This is a genomic window from Amnibacterium sp. CER49 (assembly GCF_029846255.1).
GTDB lineage: Bacteria > Actinomycetota > Actinomycetes > Actinomycetales > Microbacteriaceae > Amnibacterium.
The window spans coordinates 619693-638087 of the sequence record NZ_JARVWQ010000002.1 but is presented as its reverse complement, the minus strand read 5'-3'; the positions used below and the strand labels follow the sequence as shown (position 1 = coordinate 638087).

18 protein-coding genes are annotated in these 18395 nt (G+C 72.3%); 15 read left to right on the top strand and 3 right to left on the bottom strand.

Annotated elements, in window-relative coordinates; genetic code table 11:
- Positions 1-149 precede the first annotated feature (149 nt).
- Positions 150-518, bottom strand: a complete 369-nt coding sequence (locus QDR37_RS12990) for a nuclear transport factor 2 family protein (RefSeq protein ID WP_279714212.1) — start codon at positions 516-518, stop codon at positions 150-152.
- Positions 519-701: 183 nt separating this feature from the next.
- On the opposite strand from QDR37_RS12990, the gene QDR37_RS12985 reads away from it, so the two are divergent.
- The 12 genes from QDR37_RS12985 to QDR37_RS12930 all read left to right on the top strand — a co-directional run bounded on the left by QDR37_RS12985 (position 702) and on the right by QDR37_RS12930 (position 12269).
- Entirely contained in the window at positions 702-1091 is a 390-nt protein-coding gene (locus tag QDR37_RS12985; RefSeq protein ID WP_279714211.1) for a hypothetical protein, read from the top strand.
- Entirely contained in the window at positions 1088-2101 is a 1014-nt protein-coding gene (locus QDR37_RS12980) for a hypothetical protein (RefSeq protein WP_279714210.1), read from the top strand. The genes QDR37_RS12985 and QDR37_RS12980 overlap by 4 nt, the downstream gene beginning before the upstream one ends.
- Before the next feature lie 63 nt (positions 2102-2164).
- Positions 2165-3640 carry a DUF6379 domain-containing protein gene (locus tag QDR37_RS12975; protein ID WP_279714209.1) on the top strand — a complete coding sequence of 492 codons (1476 nt, stop codon included), beginning with the start codon at positions 2165-2167 and terminating at the stop codon, positions 3638-3640.
- A gap of 24 nt (positions 3641-3664) precedes the next feature.
- Positions 3665-4459 carry a TIM barrel protein gene (locus QDR37_RS12970; RefSeq protein ID WP_279714208.1) on the top strand — a complete coding sequence of 265 codons (795 nt, stop codon included), beginning with the start codon at positions 3665-3667 and terminating at the stop codon, positions 4457-4459.
- 31 nt (positions 4460-4490) lie between these two features.
- Positions 4491-4901, top strand: a complete 411-nt coding sequence (locus QDR37_RS12965; protein WP_279714207.1) for a DUF6379 domain-containing protein — start codon at positions 4491-4493, stop codon at positions 4899-4901.
- On the top strand, positions 4898-5998 hold the full coding sequence (locus QDR37_RS12960) for a TIM barrel protein (protein ID WP_279714206.1): 1101 nt from the start codon (positions 4898-4900) through the stop codon (positions 5996-5998). The genes QDR37_RS12965 and QDR37_RS12960 overlap by 4 nt, the downstream gene beginning before the upstream one ends.
- A 14-nt stretch (positions 5999-6012) precedes the next feature.
- On the top strand, positions 6013-7050 hold the full coding sequence (locus QDR37_RS12955; RefSeq protein WP_279714205.1) for a TIM barrel protein: 1038 nt from the start codon (positions 6013-6015) through the stop codon (positions 7048-7050).
- Between the two features lie 118 nt (positions 7051-7168).
- Positions 7169-8332, top strand: a complete 1164-nt coding sequence (locus QDR37_RS12950) for an FAD-dependent monooxygenase (protein ID WP_279714204.1) — start codon at positions 7169-7171, stop codon at positions 8330-8332.
- 36 nt (positions 8333-8368) lie between these two features.
- Positions 8369-9895 carry a hypothetical protein gene (locus tag QDR37_RS12945; RefSeq protein WP_279714203.1) on the top strand — a complete coding sequence of 509 codons (1527 nt, stop codon included), beginning with the start codon at positions 8369-8371 and terminating at the stop codon, positions 9893-9895.
- Between the two features lie 30 nt (positions 9896-9925).
- Complete coding sequence (locus QDR37_RS12940) at positions 9926-10699, top strand: nuclear transport factor 2 family protein (RefSeq protein ID WP_279714202.1); 774 nt, start codon at positions 9926-9928, stop codon at positions 10697-10699.
- An 8-nt stretch (positions 10700-10707) separates the two neighbouring features.
- Entirely contained in the window at positions 10708-11106 is a 399-nt protein-coding gene (locus tag QDR37_RS12935; protein ID WP_279714201.1) for a DUF6379 domain-containing protein, read from the top strand.
- Complete coding sequence (locus tag QDR37_RS12930; protein WP_279714200.1) at positions 11103-12269, top strand: Gfo/Idh/MocA family oxidoreductase; 1167 nt, start codon at positions 11103-11105, stop codon at positions 12267-12269. The genes QDR37_RS12935 and QDR37_RS12930 overlap by 4 nt, the downstream gene beginning before the upstream one ends.
- Before the next feature lie 26 nt (positions 12270-12295).
- Here QDR37_RS12930 and QDR37_RS12925 read toward each other — a convergent pair whose 3' ends face one another.
- Positions 12296-13549: an ROK family protein gene (locus QDR37_RS12925; protein ID WP_279714199.1), complete on the bottom strand. Its 1254-nt coding sequence runs from the start codon at positions 13547-13549 to the stop codon at positions 12296-12298.
- A 163-nt stretch (positions 13550-13712) separates the two neighbouring features.
- On the opposite strand from QDR37_RS12925, the gene QDR37_RS12920 reads away from it, so the two are divergent.
- The 3 genes from QDR37_RS12920 to QDR37_RS12910 are packed head-to-tail and all read left to right on the top strand — an operon-like array spanning position 13713 to position 17693.
- A complete protein-coding gene (locus QDR37_RS12920; protein WP_279714198.1) occupies positions 13713-15218 on the top strand; it encodes an MFS transporter in 1506 nt (501 codons plus the stop codon).
- Positions 15219-15240: 22 nt separating this feature from the next.
- The gene (locus tag QDR37_RS12915; RefSeq protein ID WP_279714197.1) at positions 15241-16827 is read left to right on the top strand and encodes a GMC oxidoreductase; all 1587 of its coding nucleotides are present in this window, start codon (positions 15241-15243) and stop codon (positions 16825-16827) included.
- Positions 16824-17693, top strand: coding sequence for a ThuA domain-containing protein (locus tag QDR37_RS12910; protein WP_279714196.1), 870 nt, complete (start codon positions 16824-16826; stop codon positions 17691-17693). Before QDR37_RS12915 ends, QDR37_RS12910 begins: the two co-directional genes overlap by 4 nt.
- Here the strand turns inward: QDR37_RS12910 and QDR37_RS12905 are convergent.
- On the bottom strand, positions 17675-18319 hold the full coding sequence (locus QDR37_RS12905; protein ID WP_279714195.1) for a TetR family transcriptional regulator: 645 nt from the start codon (positions 18317-18319) through the stop codon (positions 17675-17677). The genes QDR37_RS12910 and QDR37_RS12905 overlap by 19 nt on opposite strands.
- Positions 18320-18395: the final 76 nt, after the last annotated feature.

Below are 18395 nucleotides of genomic sequence, written 5' to 3'. Positions count from 1 at the left end.
CGCCGGTCACTCTCCCAGAGGTTTCGCTCGAAATCAACATAATAGTTGTCGATCCGCGGCATAAGCAGGACCACTGATCCCGAGGCCTCCCGGATCCCCGGAATCCCGGGGATCCAGTGCGGCGGGATCGCCGTGCGTGATCGAGGCCATCAGAACATCGGATGCGCGTTCGCGGACGTCGCCGGCACCGGCTGCAGCACGTCCCAGTGCTCCACGATCCGCCCCTCCGCGATGCGGTAGAAGTCGGCGACCGCGGTGTCGGGGGCGCCCGGTCGCGACGCCCGCACGTGCACGACCGCGAGGTCGCCGTCCACGAGGAGGCGCTGCACCTCGAACCGCGCGCCGACCGCCTGGAACGTGGGCTCGAGCGCCTCGACGGCCGCCTCCGGGCCGTCCGGCAGGCCCGGGTTGTGCTGCACGTAGGCCGAGGCGACGTAGCGGGCGAACGCGGTGCGGGGGTCGCGCTCGGCGTAGAAGATGCGGGCGAAGTCCGCCACGAGCTCGCGGTTGTCCGTCATGGTCCGGCCTCCTCGCCGGCTCGCGCCCCCGTCGTCGCGGGCGCGTGCTGCGGGGAGCGTAGTCCGTCCCGGGCGGGACCGCCGATCCGGCCGGCCACTTGCGCGGCGGCACGGGCGGCGGGCTACAGTCCGTTCCGCTGGTTCCGAGCAGAAGGGGCGGCCGATGGCGCGACGGGGCGGATCGTGACCCTCACCGAGCACGCGCTGCGCGGTGCGGTCCTGCGCGCCGGGTCGGTCAACCGGCTCCCCGTCGGGCTGCCCTGGTACCGCAGCCTGCCGCTCTCAGCGGTGCGCGACGTCGAGCTGCTGCTCGACGGCACGGCGGTCCCCGGCCTCCGGCTCCGCCTCGAGCGCGGCGCCGTCGAGGTCGCGGCGCTCGGCGCCATGCGCGACACGACCTGGTTCCTCCAGGACCGGCAGGTCCTCGAGTGGGGCGCACCGGTCGAGTCCGCCGCCGTCGGAGTCGTCCTCCGGATCCGGCTGCAGCTGCCGAACCTGCTCGGGCCGGACGGTGCCCCCGTGCAGGTGCTGCAGGAGGTCCGCGGCCGCGTCGACGTCGAGGGCGCCGGATGAGCGCGCCGCCCCGCCTCGCGGCGACCCTCTTCTCGTTCACGAACGAGCTCCTCGCGGCCGAGCACCCGCCGGACGCGCTGCTCGACGGCCTGCTCCGGGCCGAGCCCGACGTCGCCGTCGAGATCGATGCGGCGCAGCACCTCCGCTCGTACCCGCTGCTCGACCTCGACGAGGTGCGTCGCACCGCCGCGGTCGTCGCGGCGGCGGGCGGCAGCGCGTCGCTGCTCGGCGCCGGCGCGGACGTCGCGCCCGGTCCCGGCCCTCTCGCCTCCGACGATGAGCGGCTCGCGCAGCTGCGGTCGCAGGTCGCGGCCGCGTCGGCGCTCGGTGCCGAAGGCCTGCGCATCCCGTTCGGCGTGCTCGGCTGGGACGTGCTCGCCGCCGCCGCCGCCGATGCCCGCGAGGCCGGCGTCCTGATCCTCGAGGAGGTCCAGGGACCCGCCGATCCGGCCGGGGGCGCCATCGCGTCGCGCATCGACGACCTCGAGCGCACGGGTGAGACGGCGGTCCGGCTGCTGCTCGACACGAGCGCCCTCATGTCGGGGCTGCCGCCGAGCTACGTCGACGCGGTGCGCGCGGAGGGGGTCCCCGGCGAGCTCCTCGACCGCCTGGCGGACGCGCTCGCCGAGCGGCGGGTCGCGCCGGTCGTCCTGCCCGCGCTCGGGGACGACTCGCTCACCCCGGCGGCGCACGCGCTGCTGATCACCGCCCTGACCCGGTTCGGTGCCGCCCCCGCGTCGGCGTGGCTGCCGCTCGCGCCCTGGATCGCCGCCGTGCACGTGAAGTGGTGGGACCTCGAGTCGGCCGCGCGCGACCTCGCGGGGGAGGCGGGGGCGGTGATCGACGGACTGCTGGCGGCCGGCCTGCCGGGGACGGTGTGCAGCGAGTGGGGCGGGCACGAGTGGCAGGGGCTCGAGGTCGCGGCTCGGGACCAGGTCGCCGCGCACCTCACGCTGCTCCGCAACCGGTTCCGAGCGACTTCTCCTCACTTCGGTACAAAACCGACATAAACACTGCTAGCCTCCGAACGTCACACGGCGACGACGCCGGCCGATCAGGAACAGGGGATCCCCATGCCGAACGGACTGATCGACGACGCGAGCCTCCGGACCCATCCGGACGGACTCGCGCTGTCACTCACCATCCCCTGGTACCGGAGCCTGTGGCTCTCGTCGGTCGGCACGCTGCAGGTGACGATCGACGGCGAGCCGGTGCCGCAGGAGGACCTCGCCTTCGAGCTCGACGGCGACACGTACGCGCTCGCGGAGCTCCCGCAGCAGAGCGAGGTGCTCTGGTACCTCCAGTCGCATCCGCTGCTCATCGTGCGGCGCCCGCAGCGGGCCGCGCTCGGCGAGACGCACGACGTCGTGGTGCACGGCGAGCTGCGGCTGCCCTACATGCAGATCGCGCCCGGGCAGGACGGCGGCCCCGGCCTCTACGTGCCGAACGTGGTCCACCAGCAGCTCGCGCTCACGGTGACCGACCGGGACGCGCCCGCACCCGCGCTCGAGACGGTCGAGGCGCCGCCGCCCGCGGCCGACGGCGACCCGTTCCGGCTCGGGCTCACCCTCTACTCCGCGAGCGCCGAGTTCCGCGCCGGCTGGTTCGACTTCGACGGCCTGCTCGACCGGGTCGCGCAGCTCGGCATCGGTCCCGGGATCGAGATCGTCGCGTCGCAGATGCTGCCCACCTACCCGGTCCTGTCGGACGACTTCATCGCGCGCTGGCGCGGGGCCTTCGACCGGCACGGCTTCGAGGCCTCGTCGTTCGGCGCGAACCTCGACATGGGCCGCCGGCGCGACCGCGACATGACGCCCGACGAGGAGTTCGAGTTCAGCGAGCTGCTCTTCCAGGGCGCGAAGCGGCTCGGGTTCCCCCTCGTGCGCATCCAGAGCGCGAAGCCGGAGCTGCTGCGCCGCCTCCTGCCGGTCGCCGAGCGCCTCGAGCTGCAGCTCGCCTACGAGATCCACGCCCCGATGGGGCCGAACGACCCGACGATCCTGAAGGTCCGCGACACCTACGCGGAGCTCGGCTCCCCGCTGCTCGGCTTCGTCGCCGACTTCTCCTCGACCATGCACGCGATGTCGCCGACGCTGCTGCGCGCGGTGCGCCGCGCCGGGCTCGACGACGAGGCCGTCGACCGCCTGCAGGCGATCTGGGCGACCGACGCCCCGATGCGGCAGCGGCAGGAGGAGTTCATCGGCTACCTCCGCGGCCGCGACTTCGATCCGGGCCGCCTCGGCGCCTTCGCGCACCTCGCCTTCAACATGCACGGCCACGTCGACCCGCGCGAGTGGGCCGACATCATGCCCCAGATCCTCCACGTGCACGCGAAGTTCTACGACATCGACGAGCACGGGCAGGAGCCCGCAATCGACTACCCGGAGCTCGTCCGCGTGTTCGTCGACGGCGGATACCGGGGCTACTGGTCGAGCGAGTGGGAGGGTCACGCCTTCGCCGAGCTCGGTGAGGTCGACCCCCTCGTGCTCGTCCGCCGACAGCACGACCTCATCCGCGCGAGCATGCGCGCCGCGCTCGCCACCGCCTGACCAGGGCCGAACAGGAAGAAGGCCATGTACCGACTCGCACCGAACATCGAGCTCCTCTTCACCGAGGCCGGTGCCTACGAGGACCGCGTCCGCGCCGCGGCGGCCGCCGGCTTCGACGCCGTGGAGATGTGGGGACCGACCGGCGTCGACGCCCCCGCCACACCGAAGGATCTCCCGGCGCTGAAGGCGGCCCTGCAGGAGACCGGCACGGCGCTCACCGCGCAGCTCGCCGAGCCTCGAACGCAGTTCATGATCCCGCCGTGGGACCACTCGGAGTTCTACCGGAAGCTCGACGAGGGCGTCGCGATCGCGCAGGAGCTGGGCTGCCCGCGCATCGTCGTCGGCAGCGGCACGGGCTTCGGCGGCTGGAAGCGCCAGGTGCAGCTCGACAAGCTCGTCGAGATCTACCGGAAGGCGATCGCGCAGATCGACGGCTCCGGGATCACGCTCGTGCTCGAGGCGGTGAACGTCCGCGTCGACCACCCCGGCTCGCTGCTCGACCGCACCGCGGAGTCCGCCTACGTCGCCCGCGGGGTCGACTCCCCGTTCTTCGGCATCCTCTACGACCTGTACCACTCGACGGTCGAGGGCGAGGACGTCGCCGCCGAGCTCGCCGGCGCGGGGGACCTCGTCACGTACGTGCAGATCGCGGACGCGCCGGGTCGCGGTGAGCCGGGCTCCGGCGCCATCGACTGGCCGGCGGCGCTCCGCACGCTGCGCGACTCCGGCTACGACGGGCCGATCGGCCTCGAGTACTACCCGACCACCGAGTCGGCCGCGTCGACCGCCCGCATCCGCGAGCTCGCCGCGCAGGCCTGACGTCTCCGGACGAGGAAGGAAACACGAAGCCGTGATCCCCGACCGCATCATCGAGCAGGGCACGCTCACGACCGACGGGGGCCGCGCCGCCGTCGAGGTGCGCCTGCCCTGGTACCGCGCCCTCCCGGCGTCCTGCATCTCCGAGGTCGCCCTCGCCGTCGACGGCGTGCGGGCGCCCGCCGACTCGCTCACCTGGACGATGAACGGCGAGACGCACGCGATCGCCGAGCTCGCCACCCGCGCCGACGACTGGTGGTTCCCGCTCGACTCGGCCGTCGTCTCGGGCGAGCTGCCGGTGGAAGCCGGCGGCGAGCACCGCGTCGACGTCGAGCTGAAGCTCTACATCCCGTACATCATTATCGGCGACGGGGAGGTGCTCCGGATCGAGGAGCACGACACGAAGACGATGGCGGCCGCGAGCACGAAGGAGGCCGTCGCGTGACCACGCTCGGCTCGCCCATCCAGGGCGTCACCCTCTACAGCTTCACCCGCGCCTTCCACGGGCGCGAGTACGACCTCGAGGGCCTCATCCGCAAGACGGCCGCGGAGGGTTACGGCCCCGGGCTCGAGGTCATCGGCTTCTCGAGCTTCCGCGGGTTCCCCGAGATCGACGACCGCTTCGCCGGCTGGTTCAAGGACCTCGTGGCCGAGGTGGGGCTCGTGACCACCTCGCTCGCGATCAACGCGGACATCGGCATCCACCGCGACCGGCTGCTCGACCAGGACGAGCTGATCGAGTACATGCGGCGCCAGATCGAGGCCGCGGCGAGGCTCGGCTTCCCGATCGCCCGCGTGCAGATCTCGATCGAGCCCGACTCGATGGAACGCCTCGCGCCCGTCGCCGAGCGCTACGGCGTGACCCTCGCCCTCGAGGTGCACGCCGACCAGTACGCCTCGCACCCGCGGATCCTCGCGCTGCGCGACCGCTACGAGCAGGTCGGCTCGCCCTACCTCGGCTTCACCGCCGACTGGGGCGCCACGACCGTCGGCTTCGCGCCGTCGCTCATCGAGGCGTACCGCCGGCGCGGTGCGTCCGAGGACCTGCTCGCGAAGGTCGTCGACCTCTGGAACGAGTTCTCCGAGGCGGGGCCCCCGAAGGACCAGGCCGACCACGGGCAGCGGTTCGGACGCTTCATCGCGCTCGCCGCGCAGAACGGCCGTCCCGACCTCGGCGTCGACTTCGGCATCAACGGCACCGGCCTCTTCGGGCCGGCCAGGGTGGACGACTGGCTCGAGATCATGCCGTGGATCCGTCACGTGCACGGCAAGTTCTTCGGCATCGACGAGTCCGGCGAGGAGCCGTCGGTGCCGGTGCGCGACCTCATCCGCCTGCTCGTCGAGCAGGGCTACACGGGCGCGATCTCGAGCGAGTACGAGGGCTGGCACTGGAACTCCTGGCAGAGCCCCTTCGAGATCATCGCCGGCGAGCAGGCCGTGCAGCGCTCCGCCGCGGAGGCCGCCGGCTCCCGCATGATCACCGACCCCGCCGAGGCACGGGCGCAGCTCGCGGCGCACCTCGCCCAGCCCGTCCACTCCTGAGAGGCAGCACCCGCATGACGGACGACACCGGCATCGCCGGCACCGGCATCAAGCTCGGCGTCACCCTCTACTCGCTGACGAGCGAGTTCGCCGCCGGGATCTACACGCCCGAGACCCTCATCAAGGCCGCCGCCGACGAGGGCCTCGGGCCGGGCATCGAGTTCAACATCGCCCAGCTGCTGCGCACGTACCCCGACGTCGACGACGACTTCGTGCGGCTCTGGCGCGACTCGATCGAGCGCTACGGCCTCGAGCCCTCCGCCATCGGCACGAACCTCGACATGGGCCGCCGCAAGGACCGTGACATGACGCCGGACGAGGAGCACGAGTTCCTCGCCCGGCAGCTCGCGACCGCGCACACCCTCGGCTTCTCGCGCGTCGTCATCCGCTCGCACGGCAAGGAGCTGCTGAAGAGCCTGCTCCCGCTCGCCGAGCGCTACGACCAGCGGCTCGGCTACGAGATCCACGCGCCGTCCGGGCCGAACGACCCGCACGTGCTGCAGATCCGGGAGATGTACGACGAGCTGCAGTCCGACCGGCTCGGGTTCACCGCCGACTTCTCCTCGACGATGCACTCCCTCTCACCGACGCTGCTCGGCCAGCTGTCCCGGATGGGCATGGACGAGCGCCACTTCCCGGTGATGGACGAGATCTGGCACGAGCCCACGCCGATGCACGTGCGCAACCAGAGGTTCGAGGACTACCTGCGCGGCGAGGGCGTCGACCCGACGGGCTTCGGCCCGTTCACCCGGCTCGCCTTCAACATGCACGGGCTCGTGCCGCCGGAGGAGTGGCTCGACATCATGCCGCGCATCTTCCACGTGCACGCGAAGTTCTACGACATCGATGAGGCCGGGAACGAACCGGCCATGGACGTCCCGCGCATCGTGCGCCGGTTCGTCGAGGGCGGCTACCGCGGCTACCTCTCGAGCGAGTGGGAGGGCCACGCGTTCCAGGACCTCGGCGAGGCCGATCCCATCGACCTCGTGAAGCGGCAGCACGACCTCATGCGCCGCGCCATCGAGGAGACCGTCGCGGCCGTCCCGGCCTGATCAGGAACCGGGACGCGATGTCCTCCGCGACCATCACCGACACCGCCGAGCAGGCGGTCGATCGCGGGCCGGGGCTCGCTCAGGAAGGAGCTCGGAGTTGCTCGGAGAGGACCACACCATGGGAGCGCCCCTGAAGATCCTGATCGTCGGTGCCGGCATCGGCGGTCTGACGACCGCCTCGGCCTTGGCTCGAGTCGGCGCTCGTGTCGAGGTCATCGACGACAAGCCCGAGATCAGCGTCGCCGGCGTCGGCTTCGGCCTCCGCATCAACGGCCTCCGAGCCGTGCGCGAGATCGGCCTGCTGGAGAAGGTCCTCGAGATGGGCCACCCGGCGCCGGGGATCGACAACTACGACTCCGACGGGAACCTGCTCAGCACCATGAGCTACGGCACCCGGGATGAAGGCCTCCCGGGCTGCGTGACGATGTCGAGAGTCGCCTTCCTCGGGCTGGCCGCGCAGCACGCCCTCGACAACGGCTGCACCTTCCGCATGAGCACCACCGTCACCGATGTGGCACAGGATGACGACAAGGCCGCAGTCACCTTCAGCAGCGGCGACCAGGCCGACTACGACCTCGTCCTGGGCTTCGACGGCGTCAACTCGCAGATCCGCCGCGACTACTTCGGCGAGAAGCACGCTCCCCGCCCGGTGGGGGGTGTGGCCTGGCGTGCCGGGCTTCCGAATCGCCGCAGGATCATGCAGCCGATCATCTGCCAGGGCTACGGCGGCAAGATCATGCTCACGCCGCTGTCCGAGGACACCATGTACATGGTCCTCACGGTCGCGGAGGAGGGGCGCCCGCGGTACGACCCGGAGCACATGGCCCAGGTCATGCACGACCGTGCAGCCGCCCTCACCGGAGGATCCGAGTTCCTGGCGGACGCGCTGGAGGACGTCCGTTCCGCCGAGCACGTCGCCTACACGCCCTACTCGACCGTGTGGGTGCCCTACCCGTGGTTCCGCGGCCGCGTGATGATCCTGGGCGACGCGGCACACACCATGACCCCGTACCTGGGGTCGGGAGCCGCCATGAGCATCGAGGACGGAGTCGTCCTCGCCCAGGAGCTCGCGAAGGAGCAGACCCTGCTCGATGCGCAGCTCGAGTTCATGAAGCGCCGCCTGCCGCGCGTCCGTGCGGTCCACGACCGCTCGATCGAGTCGATGCTCGAGGAGTTCGACTCCGTCACGCCCGAGGCGTACCGAGCTCGCATCGAGCACCTGCGCCACGACGAGCCGATCGCGAACGAGTACGCGAACCGCCTGCTGCGGATGCCCTACTGACCGGCCGGACCGGCCCTCGCTGTGAAGGAGATGCTCGTGCCGAGCACCGATGGATCGTCCCCCGCGGGCTCCTCCAGGTCGGCGTCCCTCACCCGACTGCTCGTGGTCGACGCCGGCGACGAGAGCGCCTTCCGACCGCTGAACGGAGTCGGAGGCATCCCCGGGCCGGTCGCCGGCCACCCGCAGTTCCCGGACATGACGCCCCTGTGGCGCGAAGCGGGGGTCACGGTCGTGCGGTCGTTCGACTGGGTCTCGCGGCTCGACACGCGAGGCGATCCGAGGAGCCTGTTCCCCGACTGGGACGCTCCCGTCGACGATCCCGCGAGCTACAACTTCGCGGCGACGGACGCGTGGGTGGAGGCCGTGCACGCGATCGGCGCCGAGGTCATGTTCACGGTGGCCAGCTCGATCCCCTCCAACAAGCTCCCCGCACACGACCTCGACCTGTACGGCCGCGTCGTCGAGCACATCGTGCGCCACTACTCGCAGGGGTGGGCCGGCGGCCCGTCGAAGCCGATCCGCATCTACGAGTTCGGGGACCAGCCCGACCTCGGACAGCTGCACTTCGCGGGACGCCCCGAGGAGTTCTACGCCATGTACCGGGCGTTCTGCGAGGCGGTGCGGCGCGTCGACCGGTCCCTGACGGTGGGCGGTCCGGCCAACGCGTTCCCCCTCGAGGCCGATGCGCCGTACCGGGAGGGCTTCCTCGGGTTCGTGCGCGAGCACGAGCTGCCGTTGGACTTCTTCTCCTTCCTCTGGTTCACGGACGGCACTCGCGATCCCCTCGACTACCGCTACGTGTCCGCCGAGCTGCGCGCCCTGCTCGACCGCCACGGCTTTCCCGACACCGACCTGACGCTCTGCTACTGGAACTACCTCGCCGTTCCCAGCAGCTCCGCGCCGGCGGCGGAGAAGGGCGCGTTCCAGGCGGCGACGGCGATCCATCTGCAGGACACCGTCATCGACCATGCCTTCTTCTTCCGGGCCGACAGCGGGCGCGACCCCCACTACGGCTTCGTCGATCCGGGCGGCGTCGGAACGGCGGACGGCGGGCCCGACGAACGCTCCCGCGCGCTCGCCCTCGCCGGACGAGCGCTCCGGGGTCACCGCCTGGCGGTCACCGGCGGGGACGAATCGGGTCTCACCTGCGCCGCCGGTCGAGACGGGGACGTGGTGCGCGTGCTCGTCGCCAACTACGTCGCCCCTGATTCGGCGCTCGTCGAACGGGCGGAGGACCGCTTCACGTTCCGCATCCCCATCGGCGCTGAGCGCATCGAGCTCGGCCTCACCCTGCCGCCGCAACGGCGGGAGCTGGCGTCGGCGGGAGTCGGATCCGTCCGCGTCGAGATCCGGAACCTGCCCTGGGCGGGCCGGACGGTGAGCGCCACGCGCACCTCGACGACGGGAGACGTCGACGGCCCTCTCGATCTCCGGGTGTCCGACGCGGGCGGCGTGCAGCTCGACCTCGACCTCGCACCGCAGGCGGTGGTCCTCGTGGAGCTCCGCGCGCCGGCACGACCCGATGCGCCGCACCACGGGGACGCCGTCGGCGTCCCCGCCTGATCAGGAACCGAAACGAAGGAGTTCTGCAGCATGACCGACACCGTCGACACGACCTCGCTCGAGGCGGAGGTGGCGCGGCTCCGCGAGGAGCTCGCCGCCACGACCCTGCTCGCCCGCCGCGCCGCGGACCGCGGGGAGGTGGAGAACCTCATGGGCCGCTACATGTTCCTGCACAACGCGTTCCAGGACGAGCGGATCATCCCGCTGTGGGTCAAGGAGGGCACGCCCGGCATCCGCGCGCAGTACACGAACGCGGGCGTCTACACGACGTGGGAGAGCGTCACGAGGTACCACCGCGGGCGGCCGTCCCCGGTCGGCAAGCTCATCCTCCACACCACCACCACGCCGGTGATCGAGGTGGCCGGCGACGGCGAGACCGCCCGCGGCGTCTGGCTCATGGCGGGCACCGAATCCGGCCTCACCGACCCGAAGGTCGCGGAGGAGTTCCCGGACATGTACTCGCCGAAGGAGGTGCTCGGCAAGAAGGTCTGGGCGCACTGGGTGTGGTGCAAGTACGCGATCGACTTCCTGAAGCAGGACGGCGAGTGGAGGATCTGGCGGTTCCGCTGCTACGAGCTCGCCCGCGCGCCGTTCGAGGAGAACTGGGTCAGCTTCGGCGAGAAGAACCAGGGCGCGTTCGACCTCGACCTCATGTACTTCGGCGACGACGGGAAGCCCGTCTTCATGCCGCCGGCGGACGAGCCGGTCCGCGACACGAACCACCCGTACAGCCCCGCGACGGTGCAGCAGCTGCAGCCCGTGCCGCCGGAGCCGTACGCCACCATCACCGACATCGACGAGTAGGCGAGGCGATGGCGACCCACAACTCCCTCTTCCAGGCGAAGGACGTCCGGCGGCTGCCGGACGGCATCGCCGTCTCCGTGCAGCTGCCCTGGTACCGCAGCCTCTGGCTCTCGGCGGTCGACGGCGTCGAGATGACCGTGAACGGCGTGCCGGTGCCGAAGGACCGGCTGCGCTTCGAGCTGCAGGGGCACTCCTACCGGATCGAGGAGCTGCCCGAGCAGTCCGAGACCCTCTGGTTCGTCGCGGACCGGCCCGACGTGGTCGCGCACCTCGACGAGGTGCCGCCGCCGGGCGAATCGGTCACCGTCGAGGTGGTGCTGACGATGCGCCTGCTCTACATGCAGATCGCGCCGCAGCGCTACGTGACGAACCGGGTGCCGGTCGAGCGCGAGGTGGTGCTCGCATGACCCTGCGCGTCGCGATGATCGGCTACGGCTTCATGGGCGCCGCGCACTCGGTCGGCTGGCGGCAGGCGCCCCGCGTCTTCGACCTCCCCGAGCAGGTCGAGACGGCGGTCGTGGTCGGCCGGAACCGGGCCGCCGTCGAGGAGGCCGCGCAGCACTGGGGCTGGGCCGAGGCGGCGACGGACTGGCGCGAGGTGATCGCCCGGGACGACATCGACGTCGTCGACTTGGTGACCCCGGGCGACTCGCACGCCGAGATCGCGATCGCCGCGCTCGACGCGGGCAAGCACGTGCTCTGCGAGAAGCCGCTCGCCAACTCGGTCGAGCAGGCCGAGGCGATGGCGACGGCCGCCGAGCGCGCCCGTTCCCGCGGCGTCCGCGCGATGGTCGGTTTCACCTACCGGCGCGTCCCCGCCGTCACGCTGCTGCGGGACCTGATCGCCGAGGGGCGGATCGGCCGCGTCCAGCAGGTGCGCGCCGCGTACCGCCAGGACTGGCTCGTCGACCCGTCGGTGCCGCTCGGCTGGCGCCTGCAGAAGGAGCACGCCGGCTCCGGCGCGCTCGGCGACATCGGCGCGCACATCGTCGACATGACCCAGTTCGTCACCGGGCAGCCGGTGCGGGCGGTGTCCGGCTCCATCGAGACCGTGGTGACGGAGCGGCCCACCGTGGGGGAGCGGATCGGGTTCACCGGCACCGCGACCGGCGACACCGGTCCCGTCACGGTCGACGACCTCGCGATCTTCACGGGACGGCTCGACGGCGGCGCGCTCGTCTCCTTCGAGGCGACCCGCTTCGCCACCGGCCGCAAGAACGCGCTCACGATCGAGGTCTCGGGCGACCGCGGCGCGCTCGCGTTCGACCTCGAGCGGCTGAACGAGCTCCGGTTCTACGACCGCACCGCGCCGGGGCCCCTGCAGGGGTTCACGACGATCCTCGTCACCGAGGCGGAGCACCCCTACGTCGCCGCGTGGTGGCCGGCCGGCCACATGCTCGGCTACGAGCACGGCTTCACGCATCAGGTCGTCGACCTCGTGCGGGCGATCCATGACGGCACGGATCCACACCCGACCTTCGCGGAGGGCCTCTCGGTGCAGCGGGTGCTCGCAGCCGTCGAGGCGAGCGCCGCCGATCGATCCGCCTGGACCGAGGTCGCCGCGCCCTGAACCCGGGCCGGTCGCCGCTTCGTGGGTCAGGCGACCTGGGCGATCCGCTCGATGCTCGGGCGCCCCGCCGCGAACCAGCGGGGAAAGGTCGCCTCGAAGAGCTGCTCGATCGCGAGGGCCGCGCCGCCGCGCAGGGGCTCGTCGGCGTCGCCGTGCGAGCGGACGATCGCCAGGTCGCGGGTGGCGAGGGGGAGCGAGAGCTCGTACACCCGCTGCCGCACCTGCGCGAGGAACGTCTCGCCCGCCGCCGAGACGGCGCCGCCGACCACGATCACGCTCGGGTTGAACATGTTGACGAGGGCCGCGAGCGACTCGCCGACCCGCTGCGCGGCGTGCTCGACGAGCGCGATCGCGAGGGCGTCGCCGTTCATGGCCGCGACCGCGACGGACTCGGGCGTCAGGGTGCCGAGCGCCGCCAGCGGACCGCCGGCGCCGTTCGCGACGGCCCGCTCGGCCTCCCGGACGACCGCCCAGCCGCCCGCCTCCGCCTCGAGGCACCCGCGCTTGCCGCATCGGCAGGGCTCGACGGAACCCGGGAGGCGCACGTGCCCGACGTCGCCCGCCGCGCCGTTCGCCCCGCGGTGGATGCGGCCCCGGGTGAGGAGGCCCGCGCCGATGCCGGTGCCGATCTTGCAGTAGATGAGGTCGATGTCGTCGTCGCCCCGGCGGGTGCGCTCGGCGAGTGCGAGCAGGTTCACGTCGTTGTCGACCCAGACCGGCGCGCCGAAGCGCCGTGCGAACCGCCCTCGCACGTCGAAGCCGTTCCAGCCGGGCATGATCGGCGGTGCCACCGGCATGCCGTGCTCGAAGTCGACCGGCCCGGGGACGCCCACGGCGGAGGCCCAGACGTCCGGGGTCCCGGCGTCGTCGAGCAGCCGGTCGAGCATGCCGAAGGCCACCTCGAGCGTCTCCTCGGGTCCGCGGGCGATGTCCCAGGGGCGGTGGTCCGACGCCACGATGCGGCCGTCCAGGTGCGCCAGGCCGACCCGGAGGTGGAGCGCGCCGAGCGCGCAGATCGCGATCACACCCTGCTCCGCCCGGAAGCGGAGCCGGCGGGGCGCACGGCCGCCGGAGGAGGGCCCGAACTCGCCGTCCTCGAGGAAGCCCATCTCGATCGCCGCGTCGACGCGCTGCGTGACGACCCCGCGGCCGAGTCCCGTGAGCCGCCCGATCTCGGGGCGCGTCCCGGCCTCCCCGGTGCGCACCAGGTTGACGATCCGGAGCAGGCTCACGACCTCGTCCGTCTGTGCGCCGAAGCGCAGGGCCGATGCACGGGTCATGCTTGATTCTGACAGAAGTAGCGCTGCTGCGGACAGATCGAGCAGCAGGGAGTTTCGTTGATTTCCGACAGAAGCCGCACTACGATGGAGGCGACGTCGGGGCCTGCGGGCCCGTACCCCGCCGGGACCGGCCGGGGTCACAGTCGGTCGCGTCGACCACCCGATGGGGTTCCACCGCGTCATGATCCTCTCCGCGCCGCGCTTCCGGGTCCTCCTCGTCGCCCTGCTCGCGGTGTCGTTCCTCGGCGCGCTCGACAACACCGTGGTCGCCACGTCGCTCGCCACGGTCGCCGGGCAGCTCGGCGCGCTCGAGCACATGAGCTGGATCGTCGTCGGCTACACGCTCGCGAGCACCGTGCTCCTGCCCGTGCTCGGCCGCATCGGCGACTCGTTCGGCCCCAGGCCCGTGTTCCTCGCGTCGCTGCTCGTCTTCGTGCTCGCCTCCCTGGCCTGCGGGTTCGCGCAGGACATCGTCTGGCTCATCACCGCCCGCGTCGTGCAGGGGATGAGCTCCGCGGGGCTGCAGCTCATGTCGCAGACCATCACCGCGCGGACGACGACCCCGCGGCAGCGTCCCAAGTACATGGCGATCATCGGCGCCGCGTTCCCCGTGGCGATCCTCATCGGCCCCGTGCTCGGCGGCCTCATCACCGACTACTGGGGCTGGCCGTGGGTGTTCTGGGTGAACGTGCCCGTCGGGCTCGTCGCATTCGCGCTCGCGCTCGTCGCCGTGCCGCACCTGCCGGGCGATGACCACCGGATGCGCTTCGACGCGGCCGGGGCCGTCACCATGACGATCGGCCTGGCCGGGCTCGTCATGGCGGCGACCTGGATCGGCGACGCCGCGCTCCGGCCGGCTGCCGCGCTCGCCGCCGGCATCGCCGTCGTGGCGCTCGCCGCGTTCGCCGTGGCGGAGTCGCGGGCCGAGACGCCCATCGTGCCGCTGCACCTCTTCGCCCACCGCACGGTGGCCGTCGGCACGGCGGTGTCGGCCATCGTCGGTGTGGGGCTCTTCTCGATCACCTCGTACCTGCCGACCTACTTCCAGATGGCCTACCGCACCACCGCGACCGTGTCCGGACTCGTCCCGATCGCGACCGTGTTCGGCATGCTCGTGTCGAACCTGCTCTCCGGCTGGCTCGTGAGCCGGACGGGGCACTACCGCGCGTTCCCGCTGCTCGGCACGGCGCTCGGCGCGATCGGCCTCGCCGTCATGGCGGCCCTGCCCGTCGGCATGCCCCTCGTCGTGCCGATGGTGGTGATGGCCGTCGTCGGGCTCGGGACCGGCGCCTTCATGAGCCTCATCGTCGCGGTCGTGCAGAGCGCGGCGCCGGCCGGCGAGATGGGCGCCGTCACCGCCTCCGTGAACCTCGTGCGCTCGGTCGGCTCCACCGTCGCCACCGCGATCATCGGCGGGGTCATCGGCTTCGGGGTCGCGGCGCTGCTGCCCGCCGGCATCGATGCGGCCGAGCTCACGCCGGCCGCGGTGCACGCCTCGCCCGCCGCCCTGCAGGCGCAGGTCGCGGAGATCTACCGTGGCGTGTTCGCGCCGGTCTTCGTCGCGCTCGCCGTCACCTACGCCCTCGGCATCGTCGCCTCCGCGCTGCTGCCGGCGGGCCGGCTGCCCGACACCCACGTCGAGGCCGTGCCCGAGTCGTCCCTCGCCTGACCCCAGCCGCAAAGGAGCAGCAATGACCTCTTCGCCCACCGTCGCGGTGGTCGGCAGCGGCCCGATCGGATCCGCGTACGCGCGCATCCTGCTCGAGTCCGTCCCCGACGCCCGCGTGGTCCTCTTCGAGGCCGGTCCGCGCCTCACCGATGTGCCCGGCGAGAGCGTGCGGAACATCCCCGACCCGGACGCGAAGGAGCTGGCCCGCGAGCGCTCGCAGGGCCCCCAGGCCGGATCCCACCGGGCGTCGCTCGGCATCCCCGAGGCCGCCGTGGTCGAGGGCATGTTCACCGCCCGGGGCGGCACCCACCTCCTCGACTTCGGCGGCCCGGGCTCGGCGCACGCGCCGACCTTCCCGGCGGGCGCGGCCTCGACGAACGTCGGGGGGATGGGCGCGCACTGGACGTGCGCGACGCCCGCGCCGTCCTTCAGCGAGCGGATCCCCTTCCTCCCGGACGACGACTGGGAGGCGCTCGTGGAGGAGGCCGGCCGCCTGCTCCACGTGCAGAGCGCCGCGTTCGCCGACTCGGGCGTCGGGTCGGCCATCCGGGCACTGCTGCAGGAGGAGTTCGGCGCCGAGCTGCCCGACGGGTACGGCGTGAGCACGCTGCCCGTCGCCGGCGACCCGCAGCCCGACGGCTCGATGCGCTGGGCGGGCGCCGACGTCGTCCTCGGCCCGCTGCTCGAGCCGGGACCGCTCGCCGACCGCTTCGAGCTGCGCGACCTCACGCTCGTCCGCCGCATCGAGCACGAGGACGGCCACGTGACCGGCGTGACCGTGGAGGACCTCCGCACGAAGGAGACGTCGTTCGTGCCGGCCGACCTCGTCGTCGTGGCGGCCGACGCCTTCCGCTCGCCGCAGCTGCTCTGGGCCTCGGGCATCCGCCCTCCCGCGCTCGGCCGCTACCTCACCGAGCACCCGATGGTGATCTCCACGGTCGTGCTCGACGAGGAGCGCATGCGGCGCCACGCGACGGAGGAGCAGCTCGCCGAGGAGCTCGCCCGCCGCGCCACGAACCCCACGGATCCCGTCGCCGCCGTGAACCGCATCCCGTTCTCCGAGCCGGGCCATCCCTTCTCGCTCCAGGTCATGTACGCCGAGAACCCGCCCTTCCCGCTCGACCCCGAGCACCCCGCGGCCGGGAACCGCTGGGGCTACGTGAACATGGGCTACGGCATGCGCAAGCAGCCGCGCTTCGAGGACGGCGTCACCTTCGACGACGACGAGCCCGACTACCGCGGCTTCCCGAACATGACCATCCGGTACGAGCTCACCGAGTCCGAGCAGGCCGAGATCGCGGCCGGCACCGAGCACCTCCGGCGCGCCGGCCGGGCGCTCGGCACGTTCATCGCGGAGCCGCGGCTGCTGCCGAACGGATCGAGCCTGCACTACCAGGGCACGATGCGGATGGGGGAGCACGACGACGGCACCTCGGTCGCCGACCCCGACTCCCGCGTCTGGGGCTTCGACAACCTCGTCGTCGGCGGCAACGCCCTGATCCCCACCGCCACGACGATGAACCCGACGCTGATGAGCGTCGCGATCGCCGTGCGCGGGGCGCGTGCCGCGGCCGCCCGGCTCGCCGAGCGCGCGGAGGCGGTCCGATGAGCGAGCGGCTGCAGGTCCTGATCCTGTCGGGGCACATGACCCGGGAGCACGACAACGAGCACCGCAGCTTCCGGCAGCACAACGTGTGGCTGACGCAGCTGCTCGAGGACACCGGCCGCTTCCGAGTGCGGGTGATCGAGGACCCGCGCGGTCTCGGTACCGAGGTGATCGACCGCTACGACGTCGTGATCGTGATCTTCGAGGGGCGGGACGGCTACTTCGACAAGGCCGTCGGGTTCGGGGAGGAGACCGACGCCGCGCTGCTGCGCTTCGTGCACGAGCACGGCAAGGGCATGGTCTGGTTCCACGGGTCCGCCGCCCAGGAGGACGACTGGGGCTACCCCGAGGAGTACAACGTGATGCGCGGCGCGAAGCTGAGCCAGAAGACGAGCCTTCGGCCGCGGCCCTGGGGCGAGGCGCAGCTCGACACCGCCGAGCCACGCCACCCGATCACCGAGGGGATCAGCGCGCGCTGGACGGTGACCGGTGACGACATCCTCACCGGCGTCGAGGTGTACGAGGGCACCCGCGTGCTGCTCACGACCTTCGACGACCTCGAGTCGTACGAGAAGGCGCCGGTCTGGCCGATGTCGCACTACCCGGTCAACATCCCCGAGGGCGACAAGGCCCGGATGTACGGCGTGGACACGGACCAGCCGCTCGCGTGGATCAACGAGTACGGCGCCGGCCGCTCGTTCACGATCACGATCGGCCACGACATCGACACGTTCCGCCGGATCGAGTTCATCCGCCTGTTCCCGCGCGGCGTCGAGTGGGCGGCGACCGGCGAGGTGACGCTGCAGGGGCCCGACCGCCGCGGTGAGCGGCGCTTCCTGCCCTGGCCGTACTACAACGGCGAGGGCTGATCGCGTCGGGCGGCGCCTCCGGGCTCCGCCCCGGCGTCGGCGAGCAGCGCGACCGTGCGCCGAACGAGCGCCCTTCGCCGTCGTTCGACGGCGAAGGCGTTCCGGCCCTCAGGGCGGTAGGGCGGGGCGTGGAAGACCTCGCACATGCCGAGGACGAGCACGACGAGGTCGTGCGCATCCAGGTCCGGGGGGACGAGCCCGTCGCGCTGCCACCGGACGACCGCGTCCTCCGGGCGGGGAAGATCGACCAGTCGCGCGTCCGCCTCCTCGGAGGGCGCGTCCGACTCGAGGTGCGACCAGCGCAGCAGCCGCACCGTGTCGGGGTGGTCGGCCATGAAGTCGAAGAGCCGCTCCGCCCAGCCGGCGGGACCGTCCGAGCCCGTGATCCGGACCGCGCCGAGCTCCTCCACGGCCGAGGCGACCGCCGCTGCGAAGAGCGAGCGCTTGTCGCCGAAGTAGGCGTAGATCCGCTCCTTGTTGATGCCGGCGCGCGTGGCGATGCGCTCGACCCGGCCACCGCCGAAGCCCGCGGCAGCGAACTCGGCCCGCGCCGCGCCGAGGATGCGCGACCGGCTGCGGGCCGCGCGGTCCGTCTCGGCCGGCGCGCCCGCGACGTCGTCCGGCATCCGGGCCTCCTTCGCGTTGACGTGCCCCTCCGGTGCCGTTAGCTTAGCCGCCAACCAACCGGTTGGTCAGTCCCTC

Bases quoted from the DNA above. Each gene is read 5' to 3' on its own strand.
- QDR37_RS12905 (WP_279714195.1), bottom strand. From the start codon at position 18,319: ATGCCGGACGACGTCGCGGGCGCGCCGGCCGAGACGGACCGCGCGGCC.
- QDR37_RS12990 (WP_279714212.1), bottom strand. From the start codon at position 518: ATGACGGACAACCGCGAGCTCGTGGCGGACTTCGCCCGCATCTTCTAC.
- QDR37_RS12920 (WP_279714198.1), top strand. From the start codon at position 13,713: ATGGGGTTCCACCGCGTCATGATCCTCTCCGCGCCGCGCTTCCGGGTC.
- QDR37_RS12910 (WP_279714196.1), top strand. From the start codon at position 16,824: ATGAGCGAGCGGCTGCAGGTCCTGATCCTGTCGGGGCACATGACCCGG.
- QDR37_RS12915 (WP_279714197.1), top strand. From the start codon at position 15,241: ATGACCTCTTCGCCCACCGTCGCGGTGGTCGGCAGCGGCCCGATCGGA.
- QDR37_RS12975 (WP_279714209.1), top strand. From the start codon at position 2,165: ATGCCGAACGGACTGATCGACGACGCGAGCCTCCGGACCCATCCGGAC.
- QDR37_RS12935 (WP_279714201.1), top strand. From the start codon at position 10,708: ATGGCGACCCACAACTCCCTCTTCCAGGCGAAGGACGTCCGGCGGCTG.
- QDR37_RS12955 (WP_279714205.1), top strand. From the start codon at position 6,013: ATGACGGACGACACCGGCATCGCCGGCACCGGCATCAAGCTCGGCGTC.
- QDR37_RS12930 (WP_279714200.1), top strand. From the start codon at position 11,103: ATGACCCTGCGCGTCGCGATGATCGGCTACGGCTTCATGGGCGCCGCG.
- QDR37_RS12980 (WP_279714210.1), top strand. From the start codon at position 1,088: ATGAGCGCGCCGCCCCGCCTCGCGGCGACCCTCTTCTCGTTCACGAAC.
- QDR37_RS12970 (WP_279714208.1), top strand. From the start codon at position 3,665: ATGTACCGACTCGCACCGAACATCGAGCTCCTCTTCACCGAGGCCGGT.
- QDR37_RS12925 (WP_279714199.1), bottom strand. From the start codon at position 13,549: ATGACCCGTGCATCGGCCCTGCGCTTCGGCGCACAGACGGACGAGGTC.
- QDR37_RS12950 (WP_279714204.1), top strand. From the start codon at position 7,169: ATGGGAGCGCCCCTGAAGATCCTGATCGTCGGTGCCGGCATCGGCGGT.
- QDR37_RS12940 (WP_279714202.1), top strand. From the start codon at position 9,926: ATGACCGACACCGTCGACACGACCTCGCTCGAGGCGGAGGTGGCGCGG.